The organism is Sphingomonas aestuarii, from assembly GCF_054457155.1.
On sequence record NZ_JBTKVV010000001.1, the window covers coordinates 299964 to 316644 of the forward strand.

Below are 16681 nucleotides of genomic sequence, written 5' to 3' on the forward strand. Positions count from 1 at the left end.
GGAGCGCCACGAAGCGCAACGGCTCGCGGCCAGCCCCCTCCACCACCGCTTCGCGGCGGTCCCCCTCCCCGTGCCGGGGAGGATTATTCGTAACTCGGGCTCTGATAATCCCCGACATAATCGCTGAACCGCGTGATTTCCGGCTCGAAGCGCAGCGTCACCTTGCCCGTAGCGCCGTGGCGCTGTTTGGCGACGATCAGTTCGGCGAGTCCGAACACCCGCTCCATTTCCATCGCCCATTTGGCGTGGTCTTCGAACACCTTGGCGTCGTCGCCTTCTGTCGCGCGCTTTGGCTCCTTGGCGGCGATGTAATAATCCTCGCGATACACGAACAGCACCATGTCGGCGTCCTGCTCGATCGACCCCGATTCGCGAAGGTCGGAGAGCTGCGGGCGCTTGTCCTCACGCTGTTCGACCGCGCGGCTCAGCTGCGACAGCGCCAGCACGGGGACGTTCATATCCTTTGCCAATGTCTTCAACCCGCGCGAGATTTCGGAAATTTCCTGAACGCGGCCGTCGCCCGACGATTTGGCCGACCCTGACAGCAATTGCAGGTAATCGACGACGACGAAGCCCAGCTGGTTTCCAAGCCGCCGCTGCAAGCGACGCACGCGCGTGTGCAGCGCGCTGATCGAAAGCCCCGCCGTGTCGTCGATATAGAGCGGCAAATTCTGGAGGTCCGACGCGGCCTCCGCCAACTGGCGAAACTCCTGCTTGCTGATCTTGCCCATGCGGAGCGCTTCGGAACTGATCCGTGACTGTTCGGCCAGGATACGCGTCGCGAGCTGATCCGCGGACATTTCGAGGCTGAAGAACGCGACCTTCGCGCCCACCGACTTTTCGGGCGCGATCCCCGCGTTCATGTCATCCATCCAGCGCCGCGCGGCGTTGAACGCGATGTTGGTCGCCAGCGACGTCTTGCCCATGCCGGGACGCCCGGCGAGGATCAGCAAATCGGACCGGTGAAGCCCGCCGATCTTGGCGTTGACCGAATCGAGTCCCGTGGTGATCCCCGACAAATGTCCGCCCGAATTGAGCGCGCGGTCGGCCATCTGGATCGCCAGCGTCGTGGCTTCGCCAAAGGATTTGACCGCGTTTTCGCTGTCGCCGTCGGCGGCGACGCGAAACAATTCTTCCTCGGCAATCTCGATCTGCTTGCGCGGGTCGATCGCCTCACTCGTGTCGGTCGCGCGTTCGACCAGCGTTCGGCCGACCGTGACCAACGAGCGGAGCATGGCGAGGTCGTAGATCTGCTGCGCGAACTGCTTCGCCCCGATCAGACCCGCGCCCGATCCGGTCAACTGCGCGAGATAGGCGGGACCGCCCAGCTCCTTCATCCCCGCATCCTCGACGAACATCGGACGCAGCGTCACCGGGTTTGCGAGCATGTCCTGCGCGCGCAGGATGCGGATCTTCTCGAAAATGCGGCCATGCACCGGTTCGTAGAAATGATCGGGCTCCAGCCGTTCAAGCATGTCGTCGGCGAGCCGGTTGTCGATCATCATCGCGCCCAGCAGCGCGGCCTCCGCCTCGATATTCTGGGGCAGGCGGACTTCGCCCTCGACAGGCGGCGAGAAATTGATCTGGGTGGCCATCACGGCCTTGTCCCAGAGCCGACCGATTCCGGCAAGGTGCGATGCTGTGGATTACGGGCACGGCGCGCCCGGTTGCATTTGGCGACCGAAAGCCGCATCGCAGGCGCCGAAATGTCCGATCCCCGCATCATCGACGTCGCGCTCGACGAACGCACGATCCTGTGGCGATCGGCGGACATCGAACAGGAACGGCGCATCGCCATTTACGACCTGGTCGAGGACAATTATTTCGAGCCCCAACGGCTCGCCGCCGCCGATCCCGGTCCGTACCGCGTCAAATTGCGGGTAGAGGAAGGGCGGCTCGCGATCGACATCGCCAACGAAGGCGACGTACATCTCGAAACGCTGGTACTGGGGCTTGCCAGGCTGAGGCGTCCGATCCGCGATTATTTCGCGATCTGCGACAGTTACTATCAGGCGATCCGGTCGGCCACACCGCAACAGATCGAGACGATCGACATGGCCCGGCGCGGCATCCACAACCAGGCCGCCGAACTGCTCAAGGAGCGGCTGGAGGGCAAGGTGGAGATCGATTTCGACACCGCACGGCGGCTGTTCACGCTGATCTGCGTGCTGCATATCAAGGGCTGACGGCATGAGGATCTGGCACGTCATTGCACTTGTCGCCATCGCCTGCGCGCTGATCGCTACGGCGGGCTGGACCTATGCCAGCGGATGGGAGCCCGATCGCACCCGCTTTCCGGTGCAGGGGGTCGATGTGTCGGCGACGAACGGCGCGGTCGCATGGGATGCGGTGCGCGCGGGCGGCGCGACCTTTGCCTATATCGCTGCGACCAGCGGTGCGAAGAAACGCGACGCGGCGTTTCAGGCCAATTGGGACGGCGCCTATATGGCGCGGCTGCGGCGCGGTGCGATCCACCGCTATGCGCTGTGCGATCATCCGCGCGGGCAGGCGACCAATTTCATCGCGACCGTGCCGCGCACCACCGACCAGCTGCCCGCCATCGTCGAGTTCGATTTCGACGCGACATGCGCCGCGCGCCCGGATCGTGAGACGCTTCTCGATGGCGTCGCCGCGTTCCTGAGCGCGGCCGAAGCGCATCTGGGCAAGCCGATGCTGATCGCCCCGTCGAGCGCGTTCGAGGATCATTACGCGCTAAGCGAGGGCATCGCGCGACCGATCCGCGCGTCATCGACCTGGCTGGAACCCGACTATCTTCCGCGCGCCTGGACATTATGGCGCGCATCCACTCTGCGGCGTATCGACGGTGTCGACGGCCCGCTCAACTGGAATGCCGTCGCGCAATGACCGATCCCGACCAAGCCCGCCTGCTCATCGACCGCGCCCGCGAAGCCGCCCGCAACGCGCACGCGCCTTATTCCAATTTCGCGGTCGGCGCGGCGGTGCTGCTGACCGACGGGACGATCGTTACGGGCGCGAATTTCGAGAATGCGAGCTATGGCCTGTCGCTCTGCGCGGAGACGGTCGCGATCGCCAGCCTGTCGGCGGCGGGGCGCTTGCGCGACGTGGTCGCGATCGGGGTCATCGGCGGCATGATGGCGGATGGCGTGGCACAAGGCGACACGCCCGTACGCCCCTGCGGCCGTTGTCGCCAGGTGCTGAACGAAGCCGCCCAGATGGGCCGCCGCGACCTGACCGTCCATTGCGGCGGCGCGGAGGGCGACAGGGTCGAAACGCACCGGCTCTCCGACCTGCTACCCCATGCCTTCGGCCCAGCCGATCTGGGGCTATAGCGTCATCCCCCTTGCCGCCGCGGCCATTCCCCGCGAAAGCTGTCGCTGACCAAACAAGGGGGAATCATGGCCATCCTGTCCGACATCTGGATTCGCGACGCCGCGCTCAATCAGAATATGATCGAGCCGTTCGTCGAGGGGCAGCGTCGTGAGGGCTGCATCAGCTACGGCCTGTCGTCCTACGGCTATGACGCGCGCGTGGCGGACGAGTTCAAGATTTTCACCAATGTCGATTCGGCGGTGGTGGACCCCAAGGATTTCGCCGCGAACAGTTTTGTCGATCGGAAGACGGACGTATGCATCATCCCGCCCAACAGCTTCGCGCTCGCCCGCACGGTCGAATATTTCCGCATCCCGCGCGACGTGCTGACGATCTGTCTGGGCAAATCGACCTATGCCCGGTGCGGGATCATCGTCAACGTGACCCCGCTTGAGCCCGAATGGGAAGGGCATGTCACGCTCGAATTTTCGAACACCACGCCGCTTCCGGCCAAGATCTACGCCAACGAAGGCGCGTGCCAGTTCCTGTTCCTAAAGGGCGACCAGCCTTGCGAGACGAGCTACGCCGACCGCGCGGGCAAATATATGGGCCAGCGCGGGGTCACCTTGCCTCGGCTTTGACCTGAGGAGCGCCTGGTTACCGCACGGCGAGCGCCGCCGCTTCCCCGGCCGCGTCCAGCGGCTCGCCCACCATCATCGCCTGAGCATCCGCCATCATCGCGGCACCTGCCGATCCGGCCTGGCGGAACTCGGTCGATTGTGCCTCGCCCCCGCCGTACAGCCGCGCCATACGCCAGTCCCCACCGTCCGAACAGGCGATGCCGCCGACCGCGCCGTGCTCGAAGGTCCGGCACAGATCGCCGCCCACAGCGCGGAACGTCACCCCGACCCGCACCGGCGCATCGGCGGCTTGGGTCGAGGCCAGTTGCGTGTCGAGCGCGCGCGCCACGTCGCCGCGCGCGATCATCTGCCCCGCATCCATCGCGATCCCGCTTTCGCTCGCCATGCGTGGCAGGGTCTGACCGACGACCAGACCGATCACCAGACTGGCGGCGATCGCGCCCAGCCATTTGGGGCTCACCGACACACGACGCGGTGCAAGCGGCGTGACCTGAGCGGCATTGCGCAACAGCGTCTCGACTTCCGACGGCACGCCTGCATCGGCGATCGGCGCGTACGCCCCGCGCAAACGCGCGCCAAACGCCCAGTGTCGCTCGACCACCGCCGCCAGCGTCGGATCCGCCGCCACCGCGCGTTCGACGCGCTTCGCCTCGATCGGTCCCAGCTCGCCATCGGCAAAGGCCATCAGCGTTTCGGGCCGTATTTCGGACGTGCCAGTCATGCCGCTTCTCCCAGTTTCGCCATCAGCGCCTCGCGCCCGCGCACCAGCCGCGACGTCAGCGTGCCGATCGGCACGTCGAGGATTTCGGCGGCTTCCTTATAGGCGAACCCCTCAATCACCACGAGCGCGACCGCTTCGCGCTGTTCGGGCGGCAGCGCCTGCATCGCGCGCCCGACATTGCCGAGTTCGACCGCGGCCTCCTGCTCGCCCGCCATGCCGATGCGCTCGCCTTCGTCGGGCGCGACGAAGGTTTCGCCGCGTCGCTGTTCGCTCCTGACTGTGTCGATCCACAGATTTCGCATAAGCCGATACATCCAACTGTCGAGCCGGGTTCCCGGCTGCCACTGGTCGCGGCGCAGCAGTGCGCGCTCGACCGACGCCTGGAGCAGATCGTCCGCGTCCGCCGAATGCCGGGCAAGCGCATGCGCGAACCGGCGCAGGCGCGGCACATGGCCCAGCAATTCGTCCTCGAAACGCAAAACGTCGTTCGCTCCCTTGTGATGGATGAAACGGGTGCCGCCGCCCGTTTCATCCAGCATGACAGAAAAAAATCGCCTGTATAGAAACCGGCAGATGACCGCCGCCCGTTCGCGCCACCTTCTTGCCCGCCTTGCGATCGGCTTGCTCGGATTGCTGGCCGCTTTGGTGGCCCCCGTGGCGGCACGCGCGCAGCTGGTGCCGTCGTTGCCCGGCACGATCGACCGGACGCTGGGCGGGGTGCGCGATACGCTCCAGCCACTCGATCGCACGGTCGATGACGTTCGCGCACTTGCCCGCGACCAGCTGCGACGGACGCGCGATCTGGCGCGGCAATATCCCGAGCGAATCGCGATCGATCCCGACGGCAATGCGGTGCGCGCGGGTGAGGTCACCGTGCTCGACGCCGACGCCGCGGTCATCCGCGCGGCGGAAGCACGCGGGTTCCGGCTGATCGAGACGGTCGATCTGGATGGGCTCAGCATTGGCTATGCGCGATTTTCGGCACCGCAGGGCATGTCGATCGGACGCGCGCTGTCGCGGATGCGCCGCGTATCGGGAGGACGCGACGTCAGCGCCGATCCGCTGCATTTCGCCAGCGGCACCCTGGGCGACGAAGCGGTGGCGACCGGCGCGCCCGCCGCTCAGCGGGCACGCGGCCGCATTGGCATCATCGACGGCGGCGTGCCGCGCGGGACGGCGGGGCTGGCGCAGCAACAGGGTTTTGCGACCGGCGGCCCGCGCCCGCACGATCACGCCGCGGCCATCGCATCGCTGCTGACCGGCGGCGGCGGGATTCGCGCAAGCGCGGGCGAGTCATCGCTCTATGTCGCCGATGTCTATGGGACCGATCCGGCAGGCGGCAACGCCACCGCGATCGCCAAGGCATTGGCATGGATGACGCGCGAGCGCGTTCCGGTCGTCGTCGTCAGCCTCGTCGGCCCCTCCAACCCGCTGCTCGCGCGCGTGGTCGCGGCGGCGCGGCAACGCGGGACGCTGGTCGTCGCGGCAGTCGGCAATGACGGCCCCGCCGCCCCGCCCGCCTATCCGGCCTCCTATCCGCAGGCGATTGCAGTAACCGGCGTCGATGGACGCGGGCGACCGCTGATCGAAGCGGGGCGCGCGCGGCACCTCCATTATGCGGCACCGGGCGCCGACATGCTGGCGCTGGGCGCCAACGGCCGCACGCGATCCGTACGCGGCACCTCCTTCGCCGCGCCGTTCGTCGCGGCACGACTTTCGGCGCACATGGCAGGCGGAAATGACAAGGCGATCGCGGCGGTCGATGACGAAGCGAAGCGCGGGCCGCGTGGCACGGGTCGGGGGATCGTCTGCGGGGACTGTCGGACGGCGGTGCGCTGACGGAAATTCGTTCACACGAAGGCGCAAAGGCACAAAGAGATTGGTTCACGCGGAGACGCGGAGGATGTCATATTCTGCTGCCGCGTAGCGTCTTTCAAACTAGACGAACTTTCATGATCCGGGGTGAATGCCAGCCGCTTCGCGGCAAGCACCTCCGCGTCTCCGCGCCTCCGCGTGGGCCCCTTATTCCTTTTTCTTCGCGCCTTGGCGCATTTGCATGAACCCGCTTCCTCCTCCCCCAAAAAATCATGGATTAAACCAGAACCCGCATCCGTTCCCCATCCGAAGCACGCTGCAACCGGCGTGCGACACGAAGAGGAGAAGTGAGATGAAGGCTCTATTCCTGGCGAGCGCCACCTTGGCGATGATCGCGGCGACCCCGGCTTCGGCGCAGCTGCTCGGCGGCAGCGGCGGCGGTGGATTGACCGGCGGACTGGGTGGCACTCTTGGGGGCGGCAGCATCGGCGGATCGTCGCTCGGCAGCCCGCTCGGCTCCAGCCTCGACCGCGTGCGCGACATGACGCGCAGCACCAGCCGGATCGACCGCGACCTGCGCGGCGATGTCCGCACCGAACGCAATGTCGATCGCCGTCGCGGTCGGGTCAGCGCAGGCGGTGACGCCAATGGCAGCGCAGCAGGCGGCATCGCCAACGAAACTAACGTACTGGGCGTGCCGCTTTCGGGATCGGGCAATGCGCAAGGATCGGGCAGCGCATCGGGCAATGTCGACGCGCAACTGATCGGCACCGACGCGGTGCGCGACACCACCGGCCGGGTCCGCGAACAGGCACGCGGCGCGATCGATAACACCCGCGACCGCGCGGGCAACGCCGTGGGCCGCGTCCGCGATACGGCAGGCAATGCCGTCGACACCGCGCGCGGAGCCGCCGGATCGGCGACCGCAAGCGGCGAAGGCAACGGATCGGCCAGCGGTTCGATCGGCGGCGGCAATGCCTCCGGTTCGGCAGGTGGTTCGGGATCGGGCATGGTGTCGCTAGACGGCGCAGCGCTCCCCGCGCTCGATCCCGGCGCCCGCATCGAGGATGCCCGTGGCCGTCTGGTCGGGCGCGTCCAGGATGTCCAGCGCAACGCACAGGGACAGGTCGAATCGGTTCGCGTCGCGGTCGGACGGCGCGTCGCCACCCTTCCCGCCAGCAATTTCAGCGCCGACGGCGACGTGCTGGTGTCGGCAATGGGCCGCGGCGACGTGAAAGACGCGGCGGGCGAGTAACGTCCATACCCCCTGTCCCGCTGCGTCTCAGAGGGGCGTTCGACCGATGGTCGGGCGCCCCTCGCTCGTTGGGAGCAGTACAGGAACGGGATTGTGATGCACCCGCTCCCCCACCTTAATCTTGTAGGTTTCGTTCAAACCGAACGGGATAGGGTGCAAAGCGCCCCTTAACGCTCGACCAGATTGTCGAAATCATCCTCAGTGATCGGGGTTTCGAACTCCACCCCGGCCTCGAACTCGTCGACGCGCATCACGCGGGCGATACGCGGGCCGACTTCGGGCAGCGTCAGCCAGATTTCCTGACCGCGCTTCAGCGGTGAATAGGTAATCAGCCGCGCGCCATGCAGCGACAGGTCGGTCACGCGGCACAAGGCGCGGTCCAGCCCGCCACGCCCCACGCGCGCATCGAACGACACCGGCGCGCGCCGCGATTTGCGATGCGTCGCGGGGATGGCAGGTTCGAACTCTGCCGAAAAGGACGGAGCCGAAAACGAACGAGGCTGCACGTAATTCATACGCGCAGCCTACGATTCGATGCCTAACAGCGCGTTAACGCTGTGTAGCTTACAGATGCCGAAGCGGGCATCTTCAAAAACGGTTCCGGAATGCGCGCCGGCGCATTCTCGAAAGAAAGCCCTCAGCCTTCCTTCTTGCGAAGCGAAATGCCGCCACCGAAACGCTTGTTGAAGCGGGCGACCTGACCCCCTGCGTCGAGCAGGCGCTGGTTGCCGCCGGTCCATGCCGGATGCGCCAGCGGATCGATTTCCAGCGTCATCGTGTCGCCTTCCTTGCCCCAGGTGGAGCGGGTTTCGTACACGGTGCCGTCGGTCATCTGGACCTTGATCATGTGGTAATCGGGGTGGGTATCGGCTTTCACGGTCTATGCTCCTTGCGCGGCTGGTTCCGACCAGCCTGGAATCGGGAAGGCGCGCGCCTAGCAGAGCGCGGGGGGCGGTGCAAGATTCGCAGCACCACCCATGTTCGTCACCCCCGCGAAGGCGGGGGCCCATCTCCTGCTCTATCCAATCCCTCGACAGTCGAGATCATGGCACGTCCGGGAGATGGGCTACCGCCTGCGCGGAACCGACGTAAATTTCGGTCAGGCGCTCGGCGGATCGGCGATCATCGCGGTGAATTCGCATTCCGCCGCCAGTTCGCCGTCGATCTTCGCCTTGCCGGCAAACTTGCAGACGCGCGCGCGTTTCTGGACGAATTCGACCTCAAGGCTCAGCAACACGCCGGGTTCGACGGGCTTTCTGAACTTCACCCCGTCGATCGACATGAAATAGACGAGCTTGCCGCTGCCCGCCAGGTCCAGGCTTTCGACCGCGAGCACGCCCGCGGCCTGCGCCAGCGCCTCGACGATCAGCACGCCCGGCATGATCGGGCGACCGGGGAAATGCCCCTGGAAGAACTGCTCGTTGATCGTCACGGCCTTGATGGCGCGGATCGACCGGTCGGGGATCAGTTCCTCGACCCGGTCGACCAGCAGCATCGGGTAACGATGCGGGAGCGCCGCCATGACGCGTCCGATGTCGAACGGGCCGATATTGGCCGCCCCCGTGTCGCTGGCGTCCGTCATTAACGGCCCGTCGGTGCCGGGGTCGGCGTCGCGGCAGGAGCAGCGGCGGGCGCTGCGCCAGCCTGCTGCTGGCCGGGCTGCCAGCCTGCGGGCGGCGTGGTGGTGACGCTGGGGACCAGACGGTTCAGCTCGGTGGTGATCGCCGCGGTCACGTCGGTCGCCTGACCTGCGTAGAGCAATGCTTCGGGACGCAACAGAAGCTGGAGCTTGCGCGAGGTGATCACCGCCTGCGACGCCGGGCCGAGCTGGCGGTTGATCTGTTCGAACGCATAGGCGCGCGCGAGCTGTGCAGGCTGGGTCAGCCGTGCGATTTCGGCCTGGGCTGCCTGTTCCTTCTGCTGGATGGCAGCCGCCTGAGTCTGGAGCTGCTGCTGGTTGGCGTTCGGCTGCTGGCTGGCGGTCTGGAGCTGCTGAACGAGCGGGTTCAGTTCGGCCTGAACCGCCTGTGCGCGTGCGTTGGCCTGATCGAGTGCCGCCTTGTGCGTGGTCTGGATCTGCGAAATCGCGGTCTTCCACGCGTTGCTGTTCTGGATCGCGGCTTCGGGATCGGCGACGGCGACGCCGGCCACCTGTGCGCTCGCCGGAACGGCAGTCGCAGCGACGATCGGGGTAGCGGCGACAGCCGCCAGCATAAGCGATTTGAAAATGGTCATCAGAATGCGGTTCCTACGTTGAAAGTGAAGAGCTTGGTATCGTCGCCCTCTTCGCGCAGCAGTGCGCGCGCCAGGTCGATGCGAAGCGGGCCGAACGGCGAGTTCCAGTTGACGCCGACGCCGACCGAAAGACGCGGCTTGGCCGAATTGCCCAGGAATCGTTCGAAGAAGGGCGGCGTCGACAGGATCGACGGAGCGTTCGTTTCCGTCCCCACACAGGGATCGCCGATATTGGCGGCGAAGCCGACCGCGCAGGTGGTGCGGCGCGTGGCCGGATCCGTCTGTCCTTCAGGGACGAACGTGTTGAGGAACACCGGCGTCCCGTCCGCCAGCAATTCGGGGGTCTGCAACGGCAGCAGCGACAGAGACCCATCGGCGTTGCGCAGCGGTTGTCCGTTCGCGTCGGTGCCCGCAATCGGGAATGTCCGGTTGATCAGCGGCGCCTTCAGCCCGAACAGCGCGCCTGCCTGAATGAAGATCGAGGGGCGCAGGCCGAGTTCACGCGCGCCTTCGCCCAGCGGGATTTCGAGTTCGAGCTTGCCGAGATAATAGGCCTTGCCGCCCAACGGGTCGTCGACGATCTGGTCGCGTTCGGTGATGACCGCCTGATTGCCCTCTGCCACCGTGCCGGTGTAGGTCAGCCGCTGCACGCGCGGGCCGACCCCGCGAATGTCGAAGCCGCGGAATTGCGGTTCACCGAGGAAGAAGCGGTCGGTGATGCGGACGCTGTCGATCCCCTCGCCGCGATCGGCCTCCAGCGAGTGGATATAGCCACCCTCGGCCTGGGCCGAGAGGATGAAGCCGCTGCCCACGCTCCAGAACTTGCGCGCATCGCCGCGCGCCCGAACATAGCGGACATCGCCGCCAAGCCCGGCAAAATCGACGCCGAGTTGCAGACGCTCGCCGCGCGTCGGACGCAGGTTGCTGTTGAGCGTGCTGTAGTTGAGCGTCAGGCCCACCAGCGACGTCAGGCGGTTGCCGATCGAATCGCACAGATAGCGACCGGCCTTGAGCGGGTCGCAGACGCCGTTGGTGAAGAACTGGTTTTCATCCAGCGACACGTCGTCCTGCGTCAGGCTGTAGCGGCCCGACAGCGACCAATATTCGGTCAGCGGCACGGCGGCGACGACCTGACCACCGGTCGACACCTGTTCGTAAGTCGTGTTGCGTTCGTTGTTCAGGCCGAAGCGGAACGAGTTATAGTCGCGGCGGAAGATCGTCGCACCCAGCGCGACGTTTTGGTTGAACAGATACGGCTCGGTAAAGCCCAGTTCGATCGACTTGCTGAAGGTCGAATAATCGACCTGCGCGCGCAGGTCCTGACCCTTGCCGCGGAAGTTGCGCTGGCGGATCGCCGCCTGCACCAGGAAGCGTTCGAGGCTGGAGAAGCCCGCCGACAAAGACAGTTCGCCGGTCGCGCGTTCCTCGACATTGGCGTTCAGGATGACGCGGTCGGGAGCGGAGCCCTGAACCTGTTCGATCTCGAACTTCTCGCCGAAATAACCGAGCGAATTGATGCGGTCCTGCGAACGGCGCACCAGCAGCGTGTTGAACGCGTCCCCTTCGGCCACGCGCATTTCGCGGCGGATGACCTTGTCCTGGGTCTGGGTGTTGCCGGTGATGTTGATCCGCTCGACATAGCTGCGCTGCGCCTCGGAGATGACGAAGTCGATCGACATCGACAGGTCTTCGCGGCTGCGACGGAATTGGGGGCTCACATCGGCAAAGGCATAGCCGAACAGCCCCGCCGTCTGGCTGAGCGATTCGATCGAATCCTCGACCATCTTGGCGTTGTACCAGTCGCCTTCCTTGAACGGCAGGCTGGCGGCCAGCTGCTCGTTGTTGAAATCGCGAATGCCCGAATCGACCGTGACGGGCCCGAATTTGTAGCGCTGCCCTTCTTCCACCACATAGGTGATAATGAAGTCTTCGCGGTCGGGCGTCAGTTCGGCGACGGCGGACACGACGCGGAAATCGGCATAGCCCTGGGTCAGATAGAATTGACGCAGCAACTGCTGGTCGTAGGCCAGACGATCCTGGTCATAGGTCGTGTTCGACGACAGGATGCGGAACCAGCGCGACTGTTTGGTCGCCATTTCGCTGCGCAGGTCATCGTCGGAAAACTGCTCGTTGCCGATGATGTTGATCTGGCGAACGCTCGACTTCGGGCCTTCGCTGATTTCGAACACCACATCGACCCGGTTCTGGTCGAGCGTGACCATCTGCGGGTTGACCACGGCGGCAAAGCGCCCCTGGCGGCGATACAGCTCGACGATGCGCGCAACGTCGGCGCGAACCGCGGTGCGCGTGAAAATCTGGCGCGGGGCGAGTTTGACCTCGGGCTGGATCTTGTCGGTCTTGAGCCGGCGATTGCCTTCGAAGATCACCCGATTGATGACCGGGTTTTCGGTTACCCGAATGATGATGTCGCCGGTCTCGACGCCCTCGATCTGCACGTCCGCCAGAAAATCGCTGGCAAGCAAGTCGCGCAGCGCCTGGTCGATCGTCGCGTTGGTATAGGTGCCACCCGCGCGCAGCTGGGTATAGGCGATGATCGTTTCCGCCTCGATCCGCTGGTTGCCCGCGACACGGATCGATTTGATCGTGCGTTCGGCCTGAGGCGCAATGACCGGCACGATCGGTTGCGGCGCGGCTTGCGCTGCGGGCGCCGCTGGCGGCTGCGCGGGCGGCTGTTGCGCCGGAGCAGGCGCGCCCTGGGCATGGGCAACGCCCGCCAGCACAGTGGTCGCCATCAGCGCCACGGCTGCCTTCGAGCCGATCTTGGAAAGCTTGTTCGCCGTCACATCCCACCCCAATCGAGGAAAAATCAAATACTGGTGCCAAAGGGCCGTACGCCCCTGCCCCAACCGCGTCAGCCGATCAACCCGGCCAGATTGCTCCACAGCCCGAACGCGCCGAGATCGTTGACCGTGACGAGCAGCATCAGCGCAAGCAACGCCGCCAGCCCACCGCGAAATGCCCAGTCGAGCACCTTGGGGTCGACCGGCTTCCGCCGCACCGCTTCGATCGCATAGAAAAACAAATGTCCGCCATCCAGCATCGGAACTGGCAACAGGTTGATGAACCCCAAATTAATCGAGACGAGCGCGATCAGCGTGATAAAGGCGGGCCAGCCCAACGTCATCGTCTCGCCCGACACTTTGGCGATCCGCAAGGGGCCACCCAATTCATCGAGCGGACGCCGCCCGGTGACGATCTGGCCGATCGTCGCGACCATCATCTTGACGATATCGACCGTGCGCTCGACCCCGACGACCGGTGCGCGAAACAGGCTGACGGGCTCGAACACCGCCGACGCATTGCCGATCCCGACGAGGCCAGTGCGGTATTCGTTGCCGAAGCGGTCGACTTCTCGCTGAGTGGCGATCGTCAGGTCGGCGGTCTGGATTGCCCCTGCACGGTCATAGGTGACGCGCACCCGCTCATTGGGGCGGATCTGGGCATAATTGCGGATGTCGTCGAACGTATCGATCCGGGTGCCGCCCATCGCGACGATGCGGTCGCCGGGCTGCAATCCCGCGCCCGCCGCAGCGCCGCCCGCGACCACGCTCTCGACCAGCGGCGGGGTGCGGCTTTCGCCATAGACGACCGCAAACCCACCCAGGATCAGGATGGCGAGCAGGAAATTGGTGATCGGCCCCGCCGCGACGATGATCGCGCGTTGCCATAGCTTCTTGGCTTGGAAGGTCTGCGCGCGCTCTTCGGGCGGGAGCGACAGCCATTGTGCATCAGGCTGACTGGCCGGGTTCATGTCGCCCGCAAAGCGCACATAGCCGCCCAGCGGCATCCAGCCGAATTTCCACCGGGTCCCGCGCCGATCGGTGAAGCCTGCGATTTCGCGACCGAATCCGACCGAAAACGCCTCCGCCTTCACCCCGAACCAGCGTCCGGCGAGATAATGTCCCATTTCGTGAAGGAACACGAGCGGACCGATCACCAGCGCAAACGCCAGGACCGTCAGCAGAAACCCAGGACTTTCGATCAATCCAAGCCGTCCTCAAACCGGGCCTAAACGCAAGGCCTTTACACGCTCGCCCGCGATTCGTCGCGCTTCGGCATCGATCGCCAATACGGCATCGAGGCTGTCGGGCGCCAGCGGATCATAGCGCTCAAGCGTATCGGCGACGATTGCGGCGATTTCGAGGAAGCCCGCGCGTCCCGCCAGAAACGCCGCGACCGCGACTTCGTTGGCCGCATTCAGGATCGCGGGCCGCGCGCCCCCTGCGCGCAACGCCTCGCACGCCAGCCCGATCGCCGGGAAGCGCACCGGGTCCGCCACCTCGAAATCGAGCCGTGCGACCTTGGCCAGGTCCAGCCGCTCGCACGGCGTCGCCATCCGCTCGGGCCAGGCCAGCGCATAGGCGATGGGCGTGCGCATATCGGGCGACCCCATCTGCGCCAGCACCGATCCGTCGATATATTCGACCATCGAATGCACCACCGACTGGCGGTGAACGAGGATGTCGAGCTGATCGGCGGCGACGGGGAACAGGTGAAACGCCTCGATCAGTTCCAAACCCTTGTTCATCATCGTCGCCGAATCGACCGAGATCTTGGCACCCATCGACCAGTTGGGATGCGCGACCGCCTGTTCGGGCGTGATCCCGCGCATCTCGTCGAGCGTCCGTGTCCGAAACGGCCCGCCACTCGCGGTCAGGATGATCCGCGCGACGCCCTTCGGCGCGGTGCGGTCGAGGCATTGGAACACCGCATTATGTTCCGAATCGACCGGCAGCAGCGTGATTCCGTGCGCTTCGACCGCGCGGGTCATCACCTCGCCAGCGGACACCAGTGATTCCTTGTTGGCAAGCGCCAGCGTGCCGCCATTCTCGATCGCGGCCATCACGGGTTTCAGCCCCGCGCAGCCGACGATCGCCGCCATCGTCCAGTCCGCCCCCATCCGCGCGGCGTCGCACACCGCATCCGCCCCGGCGGCAGCTTCGATCCCCGATCCGGCAAGCGCGTCTTTCAGCGCGTCATGGCGGCTGGCATCGGCCACGACCGCGCGCTTCGCCCCGACGCGCTTGGCCGCCGCGGCCAGCCCATCGACATCGCTGTTGGCGGTCAGCGCCAGCACCTCGAATCCGTCGGGATCGCGTTGGATCAGGTCGAGGGTCGAGGTGCCGATCGACCCGGTCGCGCCAAGGATGGTGATCCGCTTCACAACAGCCTCGGCAATGCGATCAGGAACGCGATGACGGGCGCGACCGGCACCAGCCCGTCGAGCCGGTCGAGCACGCCCCCATGCCCCGGCAGGATCGATCCCGAATCCTTGACGCCCGCGCGGCGTTTCAGCCCGCTTTCATACAGGTCACCCAGTTGCGCCAGCACCGCCAGCGCGGGCGTGGCGATAACGAACGTCGTGGGGATGCCCCAGCGCATCATGACGCCGCTGTAAATCGTCGCCAGCACCACCCCGCCGATCAGCCCGGCCCAGGTCTTGTTGGGGCTGAGCGCAGGCGCGAGCTTCGGCCCGCCGATCGTCCGCCCGGCAAAGAACGCGCCGATATCGGTCGCCCAGACCAGACCCATCGCCCACAAGGTGATGACGAAACCGTTCGGCTGGTCGCGCAGCAGGATCAGCGCCAGCGCGGGCAGTCCGACATAGAGGATACCGCGCAGCAGCGACGTGCGGCGCGTGACGATGACGATGAAGAATGCCGCGCCTGCGATCAGCCCCAGTGCAAAGAATCCCGGCCCGGCGGCAAGCGGCGACAGGATCGCCAGCGGCACCGAAATCGCGAACATCGCCAGCCGCTTCTGCCGGGCATCGACCTTATGCAGATCGGCCCACTCCGCCATCATCAACAGCGCGATCACCGACACCAGCACCCAGAATGCCAGTTCGCCGAACCACAGGGCGGCGGTCGCGATCGCGATCATGCCGATGCTGGCGAATATCCGCAGCCGAACGTCCGAAGCCGATTTCGGGCCGTCGCGCGGGGGAATCGGGGGGGCGTCGGTCACAGCCCGCCGAACCGGCGCTGGCGACGGCCGTAATCGGCAATGGCGTCGCGGATCACACCCTCATCCACATCGGGCCAGAGCGTGTCGATGAACATCAGCTCCGCATAGGCCGCCTGCCACAGCAGGAAATTCGACAGCCGCACTTCGCCCGAGGTGCGGATCATCAGGTCGAGCGGCGGCAAGTCGCGCGTCGCCAGTTCGCGTTCGATCGCCGCTTCGTCGATCGCGTCTGCGGTCATGGCGCCGTTCGCGACCTTCACCGCCAGCGCGCGCGCCGCGCCGACCAGTTCGGCCTGGGCACCGTAATTGAGCGCGATCACCAGAATCGGCCCCGTATTGCCCGCGGTCCGTGCGATCGCGTCGTCGATCATCGCGACGATATCGGATTTGAGCACCCGGTAATCGCCGATCACCCGCAACCGCACATTCTCGGCAATCAGGTCGTTGACCTCCGACGACAGGAAATGCCGCAGCAGCCCCATCAGATCGGCGACTTCATCCTCGGGCCGCCGCCAGTTCTCGGACGAAAAGGCATAGAGCGTCAGGACCTCGATGCCCAGATCGCGCGCCGCACGCGTCGCCTTGCGAACTGCCTCGACGCCCTTCTTGTGCCCGGCGATGCGCGGCAACCGCCGGGCCTTCGCCCAGCGACCGTTGCCGTCCATGATGATGGCGACGTGACGCGGGATGGTGGTCTCGCCCGCATTTTCGACAGGCACAGGTTCGCTTGCCATG

General features: G+C 65.8%; 18 protein-coding genes. 6 read left to right on the top strand and 12 right to left on the bottom strand.

Translation table 11 applies throughout. The features are described from left to right. Window positions 1-83: 83 nt before the first annotated feature. Complete coding sequence (locus tag ACX0GZ_RS01500) at window positions 84-1595, bottom strand: replicative DNA helicase (RefSeq protein ID WP_458812629.1); 1512 nt, start codon at window positions 1593-1595, stop codon at window positions 84-86. Window positions 1596-1706: 111 nt separating this feature from the next. Between ACX0GZ_RS01500 and ACX0GZ_RS01505 the strand changes: the two genes are divergently transcribed. From ACX0GZ_RS01505 to dcd, 4 genes are all read left to right on the top strand, one after another. Beyond that, entirely contained in the window at window positions 1707-2186 is a 480-nt protein-coding gene (locus ACX0GZ_RS01505; RefSeq protein WP_458812632.1) for a UPF0262 family protein, read from the top strand. A 4-nt stretch (window positions 2187-2190) separates the two neighbouring features. Then, a complete protein-coding gene (locus ACX0GZ_RS01510; RefSeq protein ID WP_458812635.1) occupies window positions 2191-2865 on the top strand; it encodes a GH25 family lysozyme in 675 nt (224 codons plus the stop codon). Then, window positions 2862-3311, top strand: a complete 450-nt coding sequence (locus tag ACX0GZ_RS01515) for a cytidine deaminase (RefSeq protein ID WP_458812637.1) — start codon at window positions 2862-2864, stop codon at window positions 3309-3311. The genes ACX0GZ_RS01510 and ACX0GZ_RS01515 overlap by 4 nt, the downstream gene beginning before the upstream one ends. A gap of 66 nt (window positions 3312-3377) precedes the next feature. Further along, window positions 3378-3932, top strand: a complete 555-nt coding sequence (dcd, locus tag ACX0GZ_RS01520; protein WP_458812639.1) for a dCTP deaminase — start codon at window positions 3378-3380, stop codon at window positions 3930-3932. Window positions 3933-3948: 16 nt separating this feature from the next. On the opposite strand, the gene ACX0GZ_RS01525 is transcribed toward dcd, so the two are convergent. Together ACX0GZ_RS01525 and ACX0GZ_RS01530 are read right to left on the bottom strand one after the other, a co-directional pair. Next, on the bottom strand, window positions 3949-4653 hold the full coding sequence (locus ACX0GZ_RS01525) for an anti-sigma factor family protein (RefSeq protein WP_458812640.1): 705 nt from the start codon (window positions 4651-4653) through the stop codon (window positions 3949-3951). Continuing rightward, window positions 4650-5132 carry an RNA polymerase sigma factor gene (locus tag ACX0GZ_RS01530; protein ID WP_458813284.1) on the bottom strand — a complete coding sequence of 161 codons (483 nt, stop codon included), beginning with the start codon at window positions 5130-5132 and terminating at the stop codon, window positions 4650-4652. Before ACX0GZ_RS01530 ends, ACX0GZ_RS01525 begins: the two co-directional genes overlap by 4 nt. 94 nt (window positions 5133-5226) lie before the next feature. On the opposite strand from ACX0GZ_RS01530, the gene ACX0GZ_RS01535 reads away from it, so the two are divergent. Next, the gene (locus ACX0GZ_RS01535) at window positions 5227-6492 is read left to right on the top strand and encodes a S8 family serine peptidase (protein ID WP_458812642.1); all 1266 of its coding nucleotides are present in this window, start codon (window positions 5227-5229) and stop codon (window positions 6490-6492) included. 328 nt (window positions 6493-6820) lie between these two features. Continuing rightward, a complete protein-coding gene (locus ACX0GZ_RS01540; RefSeq protein WP_458812644.1) occupies window positions 6821-7723 on the top strand; it encodes a hypothetical protein in 903 nt (300 codons plus the stop codon). Between the two features lie 167 nt (window positions 7724-7890). Here the strand turns inward: ACX0GZ_RS01540 and ACX0GZ_RS01545 are convergent, their stop codons facing one another. The 9 genes from ACX0GZ_RS01545 to ACX0GZ_RS01585 all read right to left on the bottom strand — a co-directional run bounded on the left by ACX0GZ_RS01545 (window position 7891) and on the right by ACX0GZ_RS01585 (window position 16680). Beyond that, window positions 7891-8229: a PilZ domain-containing protein gene (locus tag ACX0GZ_RS01545; protein WP_458812646.1), complete on the bottom strand. Its 339-nt coding sequence runs from the start codon at window positions 8227-8229 to the stop codon at window positions 7891-7893. Window positions 8230-8360: 131 nt separating this feature from the next. After that, a complete protein-coding gene (gene rpmE, locus ACX0GZ_RS01550; RefSeq protein ID WP_458812648.1) occupies window positions 8361-8600 on the bottom strand; it encodes a 50S ribosomal protein L31 in 240 nt (79 codons plus the stop codon). Window positions 8601-8822: 222 nt separating this feature from the next. Then, window positions 8823-9305: a 3-hydroxyacyl-ACP dehydratase FabZ gene (fabZ, locus tag ACX0GZ_RS01555; protein ID WP_458812650.1), complete on the bottom strand. Its 483-nt coding sequence runs from the start codon at window positions 9303-9305 to the stop codon at window positions 8823-8825. Beyond that, entirely contained in the window at window positions 9305-9958 is a 654-nt protein-coding gene (locus ACX0GZ_RS01560) for an OmpH family outer membrane protein (RefSeq protein ID WP_458812652.1), read from the bottom strand. The genes fabZ and ACX0GZ_RS01560 overlap by 1 nt, the downstream gene beginning before the upstream one ends. Continuing rightward, the gene (gene bamA / locus ACX0GZ_RS01565; protein WP_458812654.1) at window positions 9958-12711 is read right to left on the bottom strand and encodes an outer membrane protein assembly factor BamA; all 2754 of its coding nucleotides are present in this window, start codon (window positions 12709-12711) and stop codon (window positions 9958-9960) included. The genes ACX0GZ_RS01560 and bamA overlap by 1 nt, the downstream gene beginning before the upstream one ends. 119 nt (window positions 12712-12830) lie before the next feature. Continuing rightward, window positions 12831-13964, bottom strand: a complete 1134-nt coding sequence (locus ACX0GZ_RS01570) for a M50 family metallopeptidase (protein WP_458812656.1) — start codon at window positions 13962-13964, stop codon at window positions 12831-12833. A 12-nt stretch (window positions 13965-13976) separates the two neighbouring features. Further along, on the bottom strand, window positions 13977-15143 hold the full coding sequence (locus ACX0GZ_RS01575; protein WP_458812658.1) for a 1-deoxy-D-xylulose-5-phosphate reductoisomerase: 1167 nt from the start codon (window positions 15141-15143) through the stop codon (window positions 13977-13979). Continuing rightward, window positions 15140-15946 carry a phosphatidate cytidylyltransferase gene (locus ACX0GZ_RS01580; protein WP_458812660.1) on the bottom strand — a complete coding sequence of 269 codons (807 nt, stop codon included), beginning with the start codon at window positions 15944-15946 and terminating at the stop codon, window positions 15140-15142. Before ACX0GZ_RS01580 ends, ACX0GZ_RS01575 begins: the two co-directional genes overlap by 4 nt. Then, window positions 15943-16680 (bottom strand): isoprenyl transferase, encoded by a 738-nt coding sequence (locus tag ACX0GZ_RS01585; RefSeq protein WP_458812662.1) that lies wholly within the window; start codon window positions 16678-16680, stop codon window positions 15943-15945. The genes ACX0GZ_RS01580 and ACX0GZ_RS01585 overlap by 4 nt, the downstream gene beginning before the upstream one ends. Between the last annotated feature and the right edge of the window lies 1 nt (window position 16681).

Coding starts and splice junctions, on each gene's coding strand:
- bamA (WP_458812654.1), bottom strand. CDS start 12,711: ATGGCGACCACTGTGCTGGCGGGCGTTGCCCATGCCCAGGGCGCGCCT.
- ACX0GZ_RS01585 (WP_458812662.1), bottom strand. CDS start 16,680: ATGGCAAGCGAACCTGTGCCTGTCGAAAATGCGGGCGAGACCACCATC.
- ACX0GZ_RS01515 (WP_458812637.1), top strand. CDS start 2,862: ATGACCGATCCCGACCAAGCCCGCCTGCTCATCGACCGCGCCCGCGAA.
- ACX0GZ_RS01540 (WP_458812644.1), top strand. CDS start 6,821: ATGAAGGCTCTATTCCTGGCGAGCGCCACCTTGGCGATGATCGCGGCG.
- ACX0GZ_RS01500 (WP_458812629.1), bottom strand. CDS start 1,595: ATGGCCACCCAGATCAATTTCTCGCCGCCTGTCGAGGGCGAAGTCCGC.
- dcd (WP_458812639.1), top strand. CDS start 3,378: ATGGCCATCCTGTCCGACATCTGGATTCGCGACGCCGCGCTCAATCAG.
- ACX0GZ_RS01560 (WP_458812652.1), bottom strand. CDS start 9,958: ATGACCATTTTCAAATCGCTTATGCTGGCGGCTGTCGCCGCTACCCCG.
- fabZ (WP_458812650.1), bottom strand. CDS start 9,305: ATGACGGACGCCAGCGACACGGGGGCGGCCAATATCGGCCCGTTCGAC.
- ACX0GZ_RS01525 (WP_458812640.1), bottom strand. CDS start 4,653: ATGACTGGCACGTCCGAAATACGGCCCGAAACGCTGATGGCCTTTGCC.
- ACX0GZ_RS01505 (WP_458812632.1), top strand. CDS start 1,707: ATGTCCGATCCCCGCATCATCGACGTCGCGCTCGACGAACGCACGATC.
- ACX0GZ_RS01535 (WP_458812642.1), top strand. CDS start 5,227: ATGACCGCCGCCCGTTCGCGCCACCTTCTTGCCCGCCTTGCGATCGGC.
- ACX0GZ_RS01510 (WP_458812635.1), top strand. CDS start 2,191: ATGAGGATCTGGCACGTCATTGCACTTGTCGCCATCGCCTGCGCGCTG.